The 15,649-nt window shown below is 71.3% G+C and carries 16 protein-coding genes and 1 tRNA gene; 4 read left to right on the forward strand and 13 right to left on the reverse strand.

From position 1 onward, the window contains the following. Positions 1-9 precede the first annotated feature (9 nt). The 9 genes from nuoH to BKE41_RS11565 are packed head-to-tail and all read right to left on the reverse strand — an operon-like array spanning position 10 to position 8,906. Positions 10-1,032, reverse strand: a complete 1,023-nt coding sequence (nuoH, locus tag BKE41_RS11525; RefSeq protein WP_012319029.1) for an NADH-quinone oxidoreductase subunit NuoH — start codon at positions 1,030-1,032, stop codon at positions 10-12. 13 nt (positions 1,033-1,045) lie between these two features. After that, the gene (gene nuoG / locus BKE41_RS11530) at positions 1,046-3,127 is read right to left on the reverse strand and encodes an NADH-quinone oxidoreductase subunit NuoG (RefSeq protein ID WP_070999424.1); all 2,082 of its coding nucleotides are present in this window, start codon (positions 3,125-3,127) and stop codon (positions 1,046-1,048) included. 10 nt (positions 3,128-3,137) lie between these two features. After that, complete coding sequence (locus tag BKE41_RS11535) at positions 3,138-3,323, reverse strand: hypothetical protein (RefSeq protein ID WP_308630469.1); 186 nt, start codon at positions 3,321-3,323, stop codon at positions 3,138-3,140. A gap of 28 nt (positions 3,324-3,351) precedes the next feature. Continuing rightward, entirely contained in the window at positions 3,352-4,653 is a 1,302-nt protein-coding gene (gene nuoF, locus BKE41_RS11540) for an NADH-quinone oxidoreductase subunit NuoF (protein WP_012319032.1), read from the reverse strand. 9 nt (positions 4,654-4,662) lie between these two features. Next, a complete protein-coding gene (gene nuoE, locus BKE41_RS11545; protein ID WP_024830237.1) occupies positions 4,663-6,036 on the reverse strand; it encodes an NADH-quinone oxidoreductase subunit NuoE in 1,374 nt (457 codons plus the stop codon). A 10-nt stretch (positions 6,037-6,046) separates the two neighbouring features. Continuing rightward, a complete protein-coding gene (locus BKE41_RS11550; protein ID WP_070999425.1) occupies positions 6,047-7,237 on the reverse strand; it encodes an NADH-quinone oxidoreductase subunit D in 1,191 nt (396 codons plus the stop codon). Positions 7,238-7,253: 16 nt separating this feature from the next. Continuing rightward, positions 7,254-7,901, reverse strand: a complete 648-nt coding sequence (locus BKE41_RS11555; protein WP_012319035.1) for an NADH-quinone oxidoreductase subunit C — start codon at positions 7,899-7,901, stop codon at positions 7,254-7,256. A gap of 9 nt (positions 7,902-7,910) precedes the next feature. Then, a complete protein-coding gene (locus BKE41_RS11560) occupies positions 7,911-8,498 on the reverse strand; it encodes an NADH-quinone oxidoreductase subunit B (RefSeq protein ID WP_010686017.1) in 588 nt (195 codons plus the stop codon). A gap of 42 nt (positions 8,499-8,540) precedes the next feature. Continuing rightward, the gene (locus BKE41_RS11565; protein ID WP_007560754.1) at positions 8,541-8,906 is read right to left on the reverse strand and encodes an NADH-quinone oxidoreductase subunit A; all 366 of its coding nucleotides are present in this window, start codon (positions 8,904-8,906) and stop codon (positions 8,541-8,543) included. Between the two features lie 374 nt (positions 8,907-9,280). Between BKE41_RS11565 and BKE41_RS11570 the strand changes: the two genes are divergently transcribed. After that, positions 9,281-9,357: transfer RNA gene (locus BKE41_RS11570), tRNA-Asp, on the forward strand. Positions 9,358-9,434: 77 nt separating this feature from the next. Here the strand turns inward: BKE41_RS11570 and BKE41_RS11575 are convergent. Together BKE41_RS11575 and BKE41_RS11580 are read right to left on the reverse strand one after the other, a co-directional pair. After that, positions 9,435-10,352: an EamA family transporter gene (locus tag BKE41_RS11575; protein WP_070999426.1), complete on the reverse strand. Its 918-nt coding sequence runs from the start codon at positions 10,350-10,352 to the stop codon at positions 9,435-9,437. Positions 10,353-10,382: 30 nt separating this feature from the next. Then, positions 10,383-10,694, reverse strand: coding sequence for a DUF1127 domain-containing protein (locus BKE41_RS11580; RefSeq protein WP_012319037.1), 312 nt, complete (start codon positions 10,692-10,694; stop codon positions 10,383-10,385). A gap of 114 nt (positions 10,695-10,808) precedes the next feature. Between BKE41_RS11580 and BKE41_RS11585 the strand changes: the two genes are divergently transcribed. Further along, positions 10,809-12,200, forward strand: coding sequence for a PLP-dependent aminotransferase family protein (locus BKE41_RS11585; protein ID WP_012319038.1), 1,392 nt, complete (start codon positions 10,809-10,811; stop codon positions 12,198-12,200). A 10-nt stretch (positions 12,201-12,210) separates the two neighbouring features. Here the strand turns inward: BKE41_RS11585 and BKE41_RS11590 are convergent, their stop codons facing one another. Both BKE41_RS11590 and BKE41_RS11595 read right to left on the reverse strand, forming a co-directional pair. Beyond that, the gene (locus tag BKE41_RS11590) at positions 12,211-13,536 is read right to left on the reverse strand and encodes an ATP-binding protein (RefSeq protein ID WP_070999427.1); all 1,326 of its coding nucleotides are present in this window, start codon (positions 13,534-13,536) and stop codon (positions 12,211-12,213) included. Continuing rightward, a complete protein-coding gene (locus BKE41_RS11595) occupies positions 13,536-14,201 on the reverse strand; it encodes a response regulator transcription factor (RefSeq protein WP_012319040.1) in 666 nt (221 codons plus the stop codon). Before BKE41_RS11595 ends, BKE41_RS11590 begins: the two co-directional genes overlap by 1 nt. A 309-nt stretch (positions 14,202-14,510) precedes the next feature. Between BKE41_RS11595 and BKE41_RS11600 the strand changes: the two genes are divergently transcribed. Then, positions 14,511-15,197, forward strand: a complete 687-nt coding sequence (locus tag BKE41_RS11600; RefSeq protein ID WP_053622706.1) for a DNA-binding protein — start codon at positions 14,511-14,513, stop codon at positions 15,195-15,197. 92 nt (positions 15,198-15,289) lie between these two features. Then, positions 15,290-15,607 carry a hypothetical protein gene (locus BKE41_RS11605; protein ID WP_245295969.1) on the forward strand — a complete coding sequence of 106 codons (318 nt, stop codon included), beginning with the start codon at positions 15,290-15,292 and terminating at the stop codon, positions 15,605-15,607. The last annotated feature ends 42 nt before the right edge of the window (positions 15,608-15,649 follow it).

A 15,649-nucleotide genomic window follows, 5' to 3' on the forward strand; every position in this document is an offset into this window, starting at 1 on the left:
AGGGTGGGCTCAGGCGCCCGGCGCGAGGCCGGTCAGCTTGAGCACGAAGGCGACGACGACGACCGAGATCAGGGAGATCGGCAGGAAGACCTTCCAGCCGAGGCGCATGAGCTGATCGTAGCGGTAGCGGGGCACGATGGACTTCACCATCGCGAACAGGAAGAACAGGAAGCTGGCCTTCAGGGTGAACCAGATCACGCCCGGCACCCAGGTGAAGGGCGCGAACGGGATCGGGGACAGCCAGCCGCCCATGAACAGGATGGTCCCGAGGGCGCACATGCTCATGATGGCGACGTACTCGCCGAGCATGAACAGCAGGTACGGGGTCGAGGAATACTCGACCATGTAGCCGGCCACGAGCTCCGACTCGGCCTCCGGCAGGTCGAAGGGCGGGCGGTTGGTCTCGGCGAGCGCCGAGACGAAGAACACCACGAACATCGGGAACAGCCACAGCCAGTACCAGCCGAAGATCCCGAGACTGGTGTCCTGCGCCATGACGATGCGCGAGAGGTTGAGCGAGCCGGCGCAGAGTAGCACGCAGATGATCACGAAGCCGAGCGACACCTCGTACGAGATCATCTGCGCCGCCGAGCGGAGCGCGCCGAGGAACGCGTATTTCGAGTTCGACGCCCAGCCGCCCATGATGACGCCGTACACGCCGAGCGACGAGATCGCGAAGATGTAGGTAATGCCGACGTTGATGTCGGCGATCGCCCAGCCGTCGGCGAGCGGGATCACCGCCCAGCTCGACAGGGCGAGCATCGCGAAGACCAGCGGCGCCAGCAGGTAGATCGCCTTGTTGGCGCCCGCCGGGATCACCGGCTCCTTGATCACGAACTTGATCAGGTCGGCGAAGGACTGGAACAGGCCGAACGGCCCGACCACGTTCGGGCCGCGCCGGAGCTGCACCGCCGCCCAGATCTTCCGGTCGGCGAGCAGCGCGTAGGCGATGAACACGAGGAGCGCCGAGAGGAGCACGAAGCTCTTCAGCACGATCAGGAGCACGGTCCCGAGGATTTCGAGCGGCGTCATCGGTCTTGAGCTCCTACTCGGCCGCCGCGAGGGGCCGCGCCTCGGCGGCACGCTCCCGGGCGAGGCGCGAGCACTCCGCGAGGATGCGCGAGGCGCGGGCGATCGGGTTGGTGAGGTAGAAGTCGGTCACCGGCGACGCGAAGGCCGGTCCGGTCGCGGAGCCGCCGAGACCGGCGAGCCGGTCGACCGCTTCCGCGACGGTGCCGGGCTCCACGGCCCCGATCGCCGCCAGATGCGGGTGGGCGGCGTAGAGCGCCCGGCGGAGGGCGGTGAGCGAGTCGAACGGCAGGCGCTTGCCCAGCACGTCCGAGAGGGCGCGGAGGATCGCCCAATCCTCGCGGGCGTCGCCCGGCGGGAAGGCGGCGCGGTTGCCCATCTGGACCCGGCCTTCCGTGTTCACCCAGGTCGCCGACTTCTCGCTATAGGCGGCCCCCGGCAGGATCACGTCGGCGCGGGAGGCCCCGCGATCTCCGTGGCTGCCCTGGTAGACCACGAAAGCGCCCGGGGCGACGTCACGCTCGTCGGCGCCGAGGTTGAACAGGACGTCGAGGGCGCCGGGCTCCAGCATCTGCGCGAAGGTCAATCCGCCCTCCCCCGGCACGAAGCCGAGATCGAGCGCCCCGACCCGGGCAGCGGCCGTGTGCAGCACGCCGAAGCCGTTCCACTCGGCCGAGACCGCGCCGATCTCCTTCGCGAGGGAGGCTGCAGCGGCCAGGACGTCCGGCGCGGCGCTCGCGCCGACGATCACGAGCGGCGCCTTGGCCTCCTTGAGCACGTCGAGGAAGCTGTGCTCGCCGCGGGCGAGCGCCGCCAGCGAATCGGGGCCGGCGCCGATGTAGTGGCTCGGATAGGTCAGGTCGACCGGCTCGCCGATCACGCCCACCGCCAGCGGCGCCATGCGCCAGCGCTTGCGGATCCGCACGTTCAGCAGCGAGGCCTCGGTGCGCGGGTTGGCGCCGACGATCAGGATCGCGTCCGCGGCCTCGAGGCCCGCGATCGTCGGGTTGAAGATGTAGGAGGCGCGGCCGAGCGCCGGGTCGAGGCCGGCATCGGTCTGGCGGCAGTCGAGGTTCGGCGAGCCGAGACCCTTCATCAGCTCGCGGAGCGCGAAGATCTCCTCGACGCCCGCGAGGTCGCCGACCACAGCGCCGACGCGCTTCGGATCCGCGCCCTTCACCCGGGCGGCAATGGCCTGGAACGCCTCACCCCAGGAGGCGGGACGCAGGCGACCGTTCTCGCGCAGGTAGGGCCGGTCGAGGCGCTGCATCCGCAGCCCGTCGATGTGGTAGCGCGTCTTGTCGGAGATCCACTCCTCGTTGATCTCCTCGCTGATCCGCGGCTCGATCTGCATGACCTCGCGGCCGCGGGTGTCGATGCGGATCGACGAGCCGACCGCGTCCATCACGTCGACCGACTCGGTCTTGTTCAGCTCCCAGGGGCGGACGTTGTAGCTCTGTGGCCGGTGCACGAGGGCGCCGACCGGGCAGAGGTCGGCGACGTTGCCCTGGAGCTCCGAGGCCATCGACTGCTCGAGGTAGCTGGTGATCTCCATGTCCTCGCCGCGACCGATGGCGCCGAGGTCGGGCACGCCCGCCACCTCGGCGAGGAAGCGCACGCAGCGGGTGCAGTGGATGCAGCGGTTCATCGCGGTTCGCACCAGCGGCCCGATATGCTTCTCCTCGACCGCGCGCTTGTTCTCCGTGTATCGGGTCGAATCGACCCCGTAGGCCATGGCCTGGTCCTGCAGGTCGCAGTGGCCGCCCTGGTCGCAGATCGGGCAGTCGAGGGGGTGGTTGATGAGGAGGAACTCCATCACCCCTTCCCGCGCCTTCTTGGTGCCCTGCGAGCGGGTCAGCACCTCCGGCGGCTCGCCGTTCGGGCCGGGGCGGCAATCCTTCACCGCATAGGCGCAGGAGGCCACCGGCTTCGGCGCGCCCTTCAGCTCGACGAGGCACATGCGGCAATTGCCGGCGATCGACAGGCGCTCGTGGAAGCAGAAGCGCGGGATCTCGGCCCCCGCGGCCTCGCAGGCCTGGAGCAGCGTGTAATCGGCGGGGACGTCGACCTCGGTGCCGTCGACGAGGATTTTTGTCATCGGTGCAATCTCAGTGCGGGGCGTCGGCGAGATCGAGGCGTCGCTCGATCCGCTCGATGCGAAGCTCGACCCTGTCGATCCGCCGGTGGACGCCAGCCAGATTCTCTTCGACCGCGGCCATGCGGCCTTTCAGTTCTCGGACATCATCGCTGAGGCGATCGACCTTCTCGTCGATCCGCCGCAGGTACACGAGCATCAGGTTGTCAGGCTGGCTCGTCATCGGATCACTCCGCGGCCATCGGCACAGGCTCGCTGTGCGGGTTGGCGGTGTAGCGGTCGATGCGCTTCTCGATCTCCGGGCGGAAGTGCCGGATCAGGCCCTGGATCGGCCAGGCCGCCGCGTCGCCGAGCGCGCAGATCGTGTGACCCTCGATCTGCTTGGTGACCTCGAACAGCATGTCGATCTCGCGCTTCTGCGCGCGGCCCTCGGTCATGCGCTGCATCACCCGCCACATCCAGCCGGTGCCCTCGCGGCAGGGCGTGCACTGGCCGCAGGACTCGTGCTTGTAGAAGTACGAGATCCGCGTGATCGCCGCGACGATGTCGGTGGACTTGTCGAGGACGATCACCGCCGCCGTGCCGAGGCCGGAACCCAGGTTGCGCAGGGTGTCGAAGTCCATCTTGGCGTCGACGATCTGCTCGGCCGGCACCAGCGGCACCGAGGAGCCGCCCGGGATCGAGCACAGCAGGTTGTCCCAGCCGCCGCGCATGCCGCCGCAATGGCGGTCGATGAGTTCGCGGAAGGTGATGCCGAGCTCCTCCTCGACGTTGCACGGCTTGTTGACGTGCCCGGAGACGCAGAAGAGCTTGGTGCCGGTGTTGTTCTTGCCGCCGAGGCCGGCGAACCACGCGCCGCCCCGGCGCAGGATCGTGCCGGCGACCGCGATCGACTCGACGTTGTTCACGGTCGTGGGGCAGCCGTAGAGGCCCATATTGGCGGGGAACGGCGGCTTCAGCCGCGGCATCCCCTTCTTGCCCTCCAGGCTCTCGATGAGCGCCGTCTCCTCGCCGCAGATATAGGCGCCCGCGCCGTGGTGGACGTAGATGTCGAACGGGTAGTCGTGCACGTTCGACTGGCCGACGAGCCGGGCCGCGTAGGCCTCGTCCACGGCCTTCTGGAGCGCGTGCTTCTCGGCGACGTACTCGCCGCGGATGTAGATGTAGCAGGCATGCGCGTTCATCGCGAAGCAGGCCAGCATGCAGCCCTCGATCAGGAGATGCGGATCGTGCCGCATGATCTCCCGGTCCTTGCAGGTGCCCGGCTCCGACTCGTCGGCGTTGACCACGAGGTAGTGCGGGCGCCCGTCCGACTTCTTGGGCATGAACGACCACTTGAGGCCGGTGGGGAAGCCCGCGCCGCCGCGGCCGCGCAGGCCCGAGGCCTTCATCTCCTCGATGATCCAGTCGCGGCCCTGCTCCAGGAGGAACTTGGTCCCGTCCCACGCGCCGCGCTTCTTGGCGGCCTCCAGGCCCGGCGAGTGCAGCCCGTAGAGGTTGGTGAAGATGCGATCCTGATCCGACAGCATGTCAGGTCCTCACTGAGCCGGCGCCGACAGGGCCTTGGCCTGCCCCACCCAGTTCTCGCGGTCGATGCGACCCGGGAACGCGAGGTAGGTGCCGACCCAGGCGATCTCGTCGCGGGACCAGGCGGCAATCTGGTCGAAGTGGTAGATGCCGAGCCCGTTCAGGCGCTGGCTGTTGCCCGGGCCGATGCCCTTGATGCGCGTCAGCTCGTCCGGCTTCCCGGCGCGGGCCGCGTCGAGGCCCGGCGGGCGCTTGCCCACGGCGTCCGCCTTCTGCTCGGGGCTGGCGTCCTTCGGCAGGGCCGCGAGGGCGCCGGCGATGCGGGCCTCCTCGGCCTCGGCCGCCATCTCGCCCTCGCTGGCCCCAGAGGCTTCCGGCTGCTGCGGGACGGCGTCGCGGTCCGGCACCGCCTGGTGGCCCTGCTCGCCGGCCGCGGGCTCGCCCTCGGCGACGCGCTTGGCCGGCGAGTCGAGCACGTCCGCGTCGCCCTGGCGGGCGGCGCCGTGCTTGGCGGTGGACCGGCCGCGCTCGGCCGCGTCCGCGCGATCCTCGGGCTTGACCGGCGTCTCGCCGCCGGCGGCGCGCTGGGCCGGGGCGTCGCTCACGGAACGCTCCACCGGGCGGCCGGCGTCGGGCCGGGCCGGCTTCGGGTTCTCGGCGGCCTGCTGGGTTCCGGAGGCCGCCTCGCCGGTCTTGGACACCGGCGCGGCGGCCGGCTCCTCGGCCTTGCCGGCCTCCTCGAAGCGCTTGCGCCACGCGCCGACCCGCGACCCGTCGAACAGTGTCGGGTCGGTGAGGGTGTTCACGGCGCCCTGGGGCTCGGACGAGACGCGCCCAGTCTGCGAGCCGACCTTCACGGGCCGGCCGGCGGCGAGGTCGTCCATCAGCTGGCCGAGGGACTCGGGCGTCAGGTCCTCGTAGTAATCCTGGTTGATCTGGACCATCGGCGCGTTGCAGCAGGCGCCGAGGCACTCGACCTCGAGCCACGAGAAGTTGCCGTCGGCCGAGACGTGGCCGGCCGGTCCGAGGCGGGCCTGGAGCATCTCCTTGAGGCCCCGCGCGCCGCAGGAATCGCACGGGACCGTGCCGCAGACCTGGATCCAGAACCGCCCGACCGGCTCCAGGGCGAACATCGTGTAGAAGGTCGCCACCTCCAGCACGCGGATGTTCGGCATGCCGAGCTCGGCCGCCACAGCCTCGATGGCCGCGCGCGGCAGCCAGCCGCCGTTCTGCTCCTGCGCCCGCCAGAGCAGCGAGATCACCGCGGAGGCCTGACGGCCTTCCGGGTACTTTGCGATCTGGGTCCTGGCCCACTCGGCGTTCTCGGGGGAGAACGCGAAGCTCTCGGGCTGCTCCGAGGCGGGGGCGAGTCTGCGGTTTGCCATCGCTTCTGTCTTACCGATCCACTTCGCCGAACACGATGTCGAGCGTGCCGAGCACGCAGGACACGTCGGCTAAGAGGTGCCCGCGGCACATCCAGTCCATCGCCTGAAGATGCGCGAAGCCCGGCGCGCGGATCTTGCAGCGATACGGCTTGTTGGTGCCGTCGGACACCAGATACACGCCGAACTCGCCCTTCGGCGCCTCGACCGCGGCGTAGACCTCGCCCTCGGGCACGTGGAAGCCCTCGGTGTAGAGCTTGAAGTGGTGGATGAGCGCCTCCATCGAGCGCTTCATCTCCCGGCGCGGCGGCGGCGCGAACTTGCCGTCGACGGAGGCGATCGGCCCCTGGCCGGCGGGCTCGCGCAGCTTGGCGATGCACTGCTTCATGATGCGCACCGACTGGCGCATCTCCTCCATGCGGATCACCTGGCGATCGTAGGTGTCGCCGTTCTTCCCGACGGGGACGTCGAATTCCATCTCCTCGTAGCACTCGTAGGGCTGCGCCTTGCGCAGGTCCCACGGGATGCCCGAGCCGCGCACCATCACGCCCGAGAAGCCCCACTGCATCGCCTCGTCCACCGACACGATGCCGATATCGACGTTGCGCTGCTTGAAGATGCGGTTGGCCATGACGAGGTCGTCGAGGTCCTGGACGACCTGCAGGAACGGGTCGCAGAACGCGTCGATGTCGTCGATGAGCTTCGGCGGCAGGTCCTGGTGGACGCCGCCCGGCCGGAAGTAGTTGGCGTGGAGCCGGGCGCCGGAGGCCCGCTCGTAGAAGATCATCAGCTTCTCGCGCTCCTCGAAGCCCCAGAGCGGGGGCGTGAGGGCGCCGACGTCCATCGCCTGCGTGGTGACGTTGAGCAGGTGCGACAGCAGGCGGCCGATCTCGCAGAACAGCACGCGGATCAGCTGCGCGCGCCGCGGCACCTCGATCCCGGCGAGCTTCTCGATCGCCAGGCAGAAGGCGTGCTCCTGGTTCATCGGCGACACGTAGTCGAGCCGGTCGAAATAGGGCGTCGCCTGCAGGTAGGTCTTGTACTCGATCAGCTTCTCGGTGCCGCGGTGGAGCAGCCCGATATGCGGGTCGACCCGCTCGACCACCTCGCCGTCGAGTTCGAGCACGAGGCGCAGCACCCCGTGCGCCGCCGGGTGCTGCGGGCCGAAGTTGATCGCGAAGTTGCGGATGTTGTGTTCGGTCACGGACGGTCTCCGCGGCTCATGCCGACGTCTTCTCGTCGCCGGGCAGCACGTAGTCGGTGCCTTCCCACGGCGACAAGAAGTCGAAGTTCCGGAATTCCTGCGTCAGCTGCACCGGCTCGTAGACCACCCGCGCCTGGTCCTGGTCGTAGCGGACCTCGACGAAGCCGGTGAGCGGGAAGTCCTTGCGCAGGGGATGCCCCTCGAAGCCGTAATCGGTGAGCAGGCGGCGCAGGTCGGGATGGCCCGAGAACAGGATCCCGTAGAGGTCGTAGGTCTCGCGCTCGTACCAGTTGGCCGCCGGGAAGACCTCGATCACCGAGGGGACCGGCGTCACCTCGTCGGTCTGCACCTTCAGCCGGATGCGCAGGTTATGGCGCAGGGAGAGCAGGTGGTAGACCACGTCGAAGCGCTTCTCGCGCTGCGGATAGTCCACTCCGCATATGTCGATGAAGTTGCGGAACGCGCAGGCCGGATCGTCGCGCAGGTAGGTGAGCGCGTAGACGATGTCGGAGGCCTGGACCACCAGCGTTAGCTCGCCGAACGCGATGGCGTGGGACACCACCGCCGGTCCGAGGGCGCCGACGACGCGCTCGGCCATGGCGGCCACGGCCGCGTCGCCGTAGACCGGCTGGGTGTGGGGCAGGATCGAGATGCCGTTCGTCATGGCCGCTCCTCAGCGCTCGATCGTGCCGGTCCGGCGGATCTTCTTCTGCAGCAGCAGCACGCCGTAGAGCAGCGCCTCGGCGGTGGGCGGGCAGCCGGGCACGTAGATGTCCACCGGCACCACCCGGTCGCAGCCGCGCACCACCGAGTAGGAGTAGTGGTAGTAGCCGCCGCCGTTGGCGCAGGAGCCCATCGAGATGACGTAGCGCGGCTCCGGCATCTGGTCGTAGACCTTGCGGAGCGCCGGGGCCATCTTGTTGGTCAGCGTGCCGGCGACGATCATCACGTCGGACTGGCGGGGCGAGCCGCGGGGCGCGAAGCCGAATCGCTCGCAATCGTAGCGCGGCATCGACATCTGCATCATCTCGACCGCGCAGCAGGCGAGACCGAAGGTCATCCACATCAGCGAGCCCGTGCGGGCCCAGTTGATCAGCTCGTCCGTGGTGGTGAGCAGGAAGCCCCGGTCGGCCAGCTCGTCGCTGATCGACAGGAAGGTCGGATCGTCCGCGCCGATCGGGCGGCCGGTGTTGGGATCGATGATCCCCTTCGGCTGGGGCGCGATCGCGGGGGCGCGGTTGGTGTCGGTGATCAGGGCCATCGGCGACTCAGGAATTCAGTGCGGGCGGCGAGCGGCGGGACGTCAATCCCATTCGAGGGCGCCCTTGCGCCACTCGTAGACGAAACCGACCGTCAGCACGCCCAGGAAGACGATCATCGACCAGAAGCCGAACCAGCCCAGATCCCCGAAGGTGATCGCCCAGGGGAAGAGGAACGCGACCTCGAGGTCGAAGATGATGAACAGGATGGCGACGAGGTAGAAGCGCACGTCGAACTTCATGCGGGCGTCGTCGAACGCGTTGAAACCGCACTCGTAGGCCGAGAGCTTCTCGGGATCGGGGCTCTTGAAGGCCACCAGGAAGGGGACGACCAGCAGCGCCGTGGCGATGAACAGCGCCACGCCGATGAACACGATGAGCGGCAGGTAATCCGCCAACAATCCGGTCATGCCAGGGCCTCGCGAGACGAGTGAAACCGCGGTGCGACGCCGACCCGGATCCGCCCGTGGAATTGTTCTTATGCCAGGATGCGCGCGGCCGGAGGCTTAGTCGAGCCGCCGGTCCGTGACAATGGCTTGTCGCGTCGCACAAAGCGCGCTGTCAGCCTTCCTGTCAGTCATGTCCGAGATGGGCTTGCGCGGCCGCGACACAACACGACGGAAGCGCGCAGGCCCCGAGTCGGGGGGCTGGTATGCCTGCGCGTGGGGCCCGCGGACGGTGCCGGTACGAATCCGTGGCGGATGCGCTTGACAGGGCCCCGGGCGCCCCATAAACCCCGCCCCGTCGCCGGGCGAAACGCCCCCACCGAAGGCGACCACGCCGTGCGGGCGTAGCTCAGTTGGTTAGAGTGCCGGCCTGTCACGCCGGAGGTCGCGGGTTCGAGCCCCGTCGCCCGCGCCACGTCCCTTCTCGAACAATCGACAGTACCGGCCTCGCGATCGCGACGGCGCTCGCCGTGCGCCTCGGGTGCGCGCGGGTCACGTCACCTTCGGCGGTGCACCCGTCGCGGGTCCGATCGGGCCGCGCCCCGCGGGCCGGACGGCGGCGCGGCCGCCCCTGAGGCTCAGGGCGATCCCGAAGAGGATGAGGCTGCCGCCGGCCAGGATATCGGCGCTCAGCGGCTCGCCCAGCACGAGGTGCGTGCTCAGGATGCCGGCCACCGGGACCAGCAGCGCGAACGGCGTCACCGCGGCGGCCGGGTAGCGGGTCAGCAGCCGGCTCCAGAGGCCGAAGGCGAGGAGCTGCGTCGGGTAGGCCTGGAAGGCGATCGAGGCGCTCGTCACCCAGTCGGGATGGGTCAGGGCCCGGACGGCGTCGGAGCCCTCGACGATCAGCGAGAGGGCGAGCAGCGGCGGCGTCGTGGCGAGGCTGCCCCAGACCATCAGCGCGAGCATGTCGACGCGGCCGATCCGCTTCGCCACGATGTTGGCGCTGGCCCAGGACAGGGCCGCGCCGACGACCAGCAGCACCGGTCCCGCCGGGGCGCCTCCCGCCCGCCCGAGCGCCACCGCGGCGACGCCGAGGAGCGCGACCGCGCCGCCGATCACCTGGAGCACCCGCGGGCGCTCCTTCAGGACGATCCAGGCGAGCGCCACGGTGAACGGCACCTGCATCTGGATGAGCAGCGACGACAGGCCGGCCGGCATGCCGAGGCGGATCGCCGTGAACAGCAGCCCGAACTGGCCGATCCCGAGCGCCAGCCCGAAGGCCGCCACCAGGGCGGCGGGCGCCCGGGGCGGGCGGATCACCAGGGCGGCCGGCAGGGCCGCGAAGCCGAATCGCAGGGCGCACAGCATCAGCGGCGGCACCGTCACCAGCCCCACCTTGATAGCCACGAAGTTCACACCGAGGAGCGTGACCACGAGGAGCGCGGCCAGCCCGTCACGCAGCGTCATCGGCGCGATCCTAGAACCCGTGCGCCCCGATCACCAAGGGCGCACGGCCGTCCGGGCCCGGCGGCGCTCGTCGCGCCGGCCGACCAGCAGGTGGATCGCGTCGCCCGTGCGCGGCACGCAGGCATCCGCCACGTCCTGCGGCGTCAGGCCGATATCCTTCAATTCCCGGTCCGACAGGGTCGACAGGCGCTGGAGCACGCGCCGGTTCATCGCCGCCCGCGACAGGCCGGCGCGCACCTCCGCGGCGACCGTCAGCACGGGGCCGGCCATCCGGGCGAGCCATCCGCTCCGCGGTCTGATCCGGGCTTCGAGGGCGGCGGTTTCGGTCAGGCACTGGGTCATGGATCCCCTCCTCCGTCGTTTGGGGGCGTCACGATCCTGTCGGCCCGGGGCTGGCGGCGACAGGAACACTTCGGTACGGTTCGGAAGAATTGTCCGGACGAAAGAGCAGTACGGATGTCGGTCGCAGCCAGAAGCCCCGGGACGCGCGTCGAGGCCGTGGTCGGCGAGATCCGGGAGCGGATCGCGGCGCGGCGGCTGGTTCCGGGCGTGCGGATCCCCTCGGTGCGCGCCTTCGCGGAGACGATGGGCGTCTCGAAATCCACCGTCGTCGAGGCCTACGAGCGCCTCGCCGCCGAGGGCGCCGTGGTGCCGCGGCCGGGCTCGGGCTTCTACGTCGCCGGCAAGACGCGGCCGCTCTCGCTCCAGGCGATGGGGCCGCGGCTCGACCGGATCGTCGACCCGCTCTGGATTACCCGGCAGGCGCAGCAGGCCGGCTCCGACCAGCTCAAGCCCGGGGCCGGCTGGCTGCCCGATTCCTGGATGCCCCACGAGGCGATCCGCCGGGGTCTGCGCCGGGTGGCGCGCGCCGACCTCGCCGAGATGACCAACTACGACCGGCCGCTGGGCTACGAGCCCCTGCGCCACCAGATCGCCCGCAAGGTCGGCGAGAAGGGCGTCGGCGCCGAGCCCGACCAGATCGTGCTGGTCGAATCGGCCACGCAGGCGCTGGACCTCGTCTGCCGCTTCCTGCTCCAGCCCGGCGACACCGTGCTGGTGGACGATCCCTGTTACTTCAATTTCCTGGCGCTGCTGCGCGCGCAGCGCGTCGCGGTGGTCGGCGTGCCGATCACCCCGGAGGGGCCGGACCTGCGGGCGCTCGCGACCCTGCTGGAGCAGCACCGCCCGCGCTTCTACTTGACCAACGCGGCCCTCCAGAACCCGACCGGGGCGAGCCTCGCGCCGACCGTGGCGCACCGCCTGCTGAAGCTGTGCGAGGCGCACGACACGCTCATCGTCGAGGACGAGATCTTCGGCGACCTCGAGCCCGAGGCGGCCCCGCGGCTCGCCGGCTTCGACGGGCTGGAGCGGGTGATCCAGATCGGCAGCTTCTCCAAGACCCTGTCGGCGGCCGCGCGCTGCGGCTGGATCGCGCTCCGGGCCGACTGGGTCGAGCCGCTGGTCGACCTCAAGCTGGCCCTCAGCCTCGGCAACGGCCACATCACCGCGGCGCTGGTGCACGCGCTGATCACCGAGGGCGCCTACCGGCGACACCTCGCCGAGACCCGCCGCCGGCTCGCCGGCGCGATGGTGCAGGCCTCCGCGGAGTTGCGCGCCTGCGGCCTGGAAACCTGGGCGCAGCCGCGGGGCGGCTTCTTCCTGTGGATGCGGCTGCCCGACGGGCGCGACGGGGCCGACGTCGCCCGCCGGGCGCTGGCCCGCGGCATGGTGCTGGCGCCCGGGACCTCGTTCAGCCTGTCGGATACGTGGAACGGCTACATGCGTTTCAACGTCGCCCACTGCGCCGATCCGCGGATCCGGCCGATCCTGCGGGAGGCGCTCGGCTGAGGGGGGCCGGTCAGGCCGGCAGCACCAAGTCCGCGCGGAGGCCGCCGAGATCCGAGCGCCCGAGGCTCAGGCCGCCGCCGTACAGCTCGGCGAGTTCCAGGGTGATCGGCAGCCCGAAGCCGTGGCCCGGCACGCCCTCGTCGAGGCGCCGGCCCCGGGCCATGACGGCGGAGGCGGCCGCCGGGTCGAGGCCGGGCCCGTCATCCTCCACCGACACGGCCACCGCGCCATCGCGCGCCGTCGCGGAGACCCGCACGCGGCCGCGGCACCAGCGGCAGGCATTGTCCACGAGGTTGCCGAGCATCTCGTCGAGATCCTGGCCCTCGCAGGAGACCGCCAGGGCCTCCGGGACGTCGAGGTCGATCGCCGCGCCCTTCTCCGCGTGGATCCGGGCCAGCGCCGCGCGCAAGTCCGACAGCCGGGGCGCCAGGGCCGTGCGGCCCCGGGCCGAACCCGCCAGGGCCGCGGCCCGGGCGCGCCGGAGGTGGTGCCGCACCCGCCGGTCCATGTCGTCCACCTGCCGGCGCAGCGCCCCGTCCGGATCGCGGGCGGGCTCCGCGAGCGCCATCGACAGGGTGGCGAGCGGCGTCTTGAGGGCGTGGGCGAGGTTGGCGACGTGGCCGCGGGCGCGTTCCAGGTTCTGCGCGTTCTGGTCGAGGAGCGCGTTGAGTTCCGCCACCACCGGCGCGATCTCGGCGGGCTGGTCCGCCGGCACGCGCTCGCGCCGCCCCGACCGGACCGAGGCGAGGTCCGCGCGCAGGCGCGTCAGCGGCGCGAGGCCCAGGCGCACTTGGACCGCCAGCCCGGCGAGTAGGCACAGGCCGAGGATGCCGAGCGCTAGGGCGAGGCTCGTCAGCGCCTCGCGCAGCGGCCCGCGCAGCTCCCCCTCCGGTGCCGCCACCACGATCGTCGCCGGCTCGGGTCCGGGCACGTCCAGCACGCGGGCGACGAGGGGCTCGCCGCGCGGTCCCGTGCCCGAAGCCGGGTGCGGCCGGCCCGGCTCCCCGTCCGGTTCGGGATCGGACAGGCGGATGTCCCCGCCCCGCAGGGAGCCGGACCGGATCGTCGCGCCGCCGCGGCGCACCTCCCAGGCCCAGCCGGGGCCGGGCCGGTCGAAGGGCGGCGCGTCGAGACCCTGCGGGAGGATGCCGGCCTCGAGCCCGGCCCGCAGGGCGACGATCTGCGCGTCGAGCCGGCCGTCGAGCTGCCCGCGCACGAACCGGTGCAGGATCACCCCTATGACGAGGCCCGCCACCACCAGGGCCGCCAGGACCAGCACCAGGGCCGCCGCGAGCAGCCGGGTGCGGAGCGAGCGCCGCGGCGCCCTCCCCGCCATCAGGCGGGCTCCGCGTGCAGGCGGTAGCCGTGGCCGCGCACGCTCTCGATCCGCGCCGGGGCGATCTTCCGGCGCAGGCGCGTGATGATCACCTCGACGGAGTTCGAGTCGACGTCGGCGTCGCCCTCGTAGACCCGCTCGATCAGGTGCGGGCGCGGCACCACGGTTTCGCGGTTCAGCATCAGGCAGGACAGGACCCGCCATTCCAGGCCGGTGAGCTTGAGCGGCAGGCCCTCGTGCTCGAAGGCGCCGAGGCCCGGATCGAAGCTCAGGGGACCGCAGGTGATCCGGCTCGCCCCGCCTCCCTGGGACCGGCGCACGAGGGCGCGCAGGCGGATCACCAGCTCCTCCACGCGGACCGGCTTCACGAGGTAGTCGTCCGCCCCCGCCTTGAAGGCCGCGACCTTGTCGCTCCAGCCGTCCCGGGCGGTGAGCACAAGCACCGGCAGGGTCCGGCCCGCCGCGCGCCACGCCCGCAGCACCGAGACCCCGTCGCCCTTCGGCAGGCCGAGATCGAGCACGACGGCGTCGTATCCCTCGGTCTCGCCGAGATGCTGGGCGTCCTCGCCGGTGGCGGCGTGGTCGAGCACGAAGTTCTCGGCGCGCAGGACCTTGGCGACCTCCGCCGCGAGGGCCGCGTCGTCCTCCACCAGTAGGATCTTCACCGGTCTCACCTCCCCGTCCGGGCCCGCGACGGCCGGTTTCGCCCGCTGCGGCGGCCGCGAACCCTGCCGCCGCCGGGAGTTGGGGCCGTGTCCTCACCTGGACCGCCGGGACCACCGCCCGGGCGACGGCCTGCCAGCCCGCATCGGCGCCCGCTGCCAAGCCTCTGAACCCGCACGGGTTCCGCACGGAGCGCTCTAGGGCGGCGCCTTTAACCGGGCCTGAACCGCGCGGTTCAGACCGGATTGCCGGCGGCTCCCTACGAAGGGGCACCGGATCGAGCGGATCCGGACCCTTCAGAGGATGCGATCATGAGCGACGACAAGACCATCGACGGGACCGCGCGGGAGATCCGCCAGCCCGAGGCCGCCGGGCCGGCGTCGAAGGCGATCCCGCGACGCACCTGGGCGGTCGGCGCGGTGGCGCTGCCGCTGGCGCTGGGCGCCGTCGGCCTGTCCCTCGCGCAGGGAACGCCGTTCCAGCCGACGCCCGTCGCGCCGGTGGCGATCCAGGCCCTGGCTCCCTCGGGCGCGACCGCCATCAAGGGCGAGGTCGCGGAGATCTTCGGCAACAAGTTCGTGGTGCAGGACGGGACCGGGCGGGCCCTCGTCGAGACGGGCCGCGCGGGCGAGGGCGGCGGCCTCGTCGCCAAGGGCGAGACCGTGACGGTGCAGGGCCGCTTCGAGACCGGCTTCCTGCACGCCCGGGTCCTGACCCACGGGGACGGGCGCACGCTGCTGCTCGGGCCGGCCGGCGGTCCTCCGACCGGCAGCCTCGACTGGGCCAAGGACCGGCTCGGTCTCGGACCGAAGCCCGACATGGCGGCCGCGACCGCCGCTGTCCAGGCAGCCGGCTACGGCGACGTGCGGGTCACGGGCCGCGGTCCGCGCCACTTCGATGTGGCCGCGAAGGATCGGGACGGCCGCGAGCACCAGCTCCATGTCGGCTTCGACGGCCGAGTGCGGGAGCGCCCGGCGCCGGGGCTGCCGCCGCTCTGAGCCCGGCCCGGGCGAGAGGGTCGGCGTGCAACCCTTCCGCGCCTGCCGCGTCCTCCTGTCTCTCGACCGACAGGAGGCGCGCCGTGGAGCCGATGAAGCCGATGAAGCCGATGGAACCCATGAAGCCTATGGAACCCATGAAGCCGATGGAGCCGATGAAGGGCGCGCAGCCCTGGTGGCCGAAGGATCTCGGCGAGCCCGCGACCAGCGGCGCGCAGAACGGGATGAAGTACGCGTTCTTCCCAGACAGGCGCCGCCTCCTCGTCGACCGCGACGGGCAGGTCTCGACCTACGACAGCGGCGACCACCGGATCGGCGGCGTCGCGCAGGCGGACGGGGCCGCCAAGATCCTGACCTTCACCGGCCAGGACGGCGAGGTCGACCTGGGCTCCCTGAAGAAGCTCGACTGAGCCCGGCGTGGACAGGCCGGGACGGCGCGCTTAAGCCCGGCC

Source organism: Methylobacterium sp. C1 (genome assembly GCF_001854385.1).
Classification (GTDB): domain Bacteria; phylum Pseudomonadota; class Alphaproteobacteria; order Rhizobiales; family Beijerinckiaceae; genus Methylobacterium; species Methylobacterium radiotolerans.

Excerpts from the sequence above, each read along its gene's own strand:
- nuoH (WP_012319029.1), bottom strand. The coding sequence starts at position 1,032 with ATGACGCCGCTCGAAATCCTCGGGACCGTGCTCCTGATCGTGCTGAAG.
- nuoG (WP_070999424.1), bottom strand. The coding sequence starts at position 3,127 with ATGACAAAAATCCTCGTCGACGGCACCGAGGTCGACGTCCCCGCCGAT.
- BKE41_RS11535 (WP_308630469.1), bottom strand. The coding sequence starts at position 3,323 with ATGCTCGTGTACCTGCGGCGGATCGACGAGAAGGTCGATCGCCTCAGC.
- nuoF (WP_012319032.1), bottom strand. The coding sequence starts at position 4,653 with ATGCTGTCGGATCAGGATCGCATCTTCACCAACCTCTACGGGCTGCAC.
- nuoE (WP_024830237.1), bottom strand. The coding sequence starts at position 6,036 with ATGGCAAACCGCAGACTCGCCCCCGCCTCGGAGCAGCCCGAGAGCTTC.
- BKE41_RS11555 (WP_012319035.1), bottom strand. The coding sequence starts at position 7,901 with ATGACGAACGGCATCTCGATCCTGCCCCACACCCAGCCGGTCTACGGC.
- BKE41_RS11560 (WP_010686017.1), bottom strand. The coding sequence starts at position 8,498 with ATGGCCCTGATCACCGACACCAACCGCGCCCCCGCGATCGCGCCCCAG.
- BKE41_RS11565 (WP_007560754.1), bottom strand. The coding sequence starts at position 8,906 with ATGACCGGATTGTTGGCGGATTACCTGCCGCTCATCGTGTTCATCGGC.
- BKE41_RS11575 (WP_070999426.1), bottom strand. The coding sequence starts at position 10,352 with ATGACGCTGCGTGACGGGCTGGCCGCGCTCCTCGTGGTCACGCTCCTC.
- BKE41_RS11580 (WP_012319037.1), bottom strand. The coding sequence starts at position 10,694 with ATGACCCAGTGCCTGACCGAAACCGCCGCCCTCGAAGCCCGGATCAGA.
- BKE41_RS11585 (WP_012319038.1), top strand. The coding sequence starts at position 10,809 with ATGTCGGTCGCAGCCAGAAGCCCCGGGACGCGCGTCGAGGCCGTGGTC.
- BKE41_RS11590 (WP_070999427.1), bottom strand. The coding sequence starts at position 13,536 with ATGGCGGGGAGGGCGCCGCGGCGCTCGCTCCGCACCCGGCTGCTCGCG.
- BKE41_RS11600 (WP_053622706.1), top strand. The coding sequence starts at position 14,511 with ATGAGCGACGACAAGACCATCGACGGGACCGCGCGGGAGATCCGCCAG.
- BKE41_RS11605 (WP_245295969.1), top strand. The coding sequence starts at position 15,290 with ATGAAGCCGATGAAGCCGATGGAACCCATGAAGCCTATGGAACCCATG.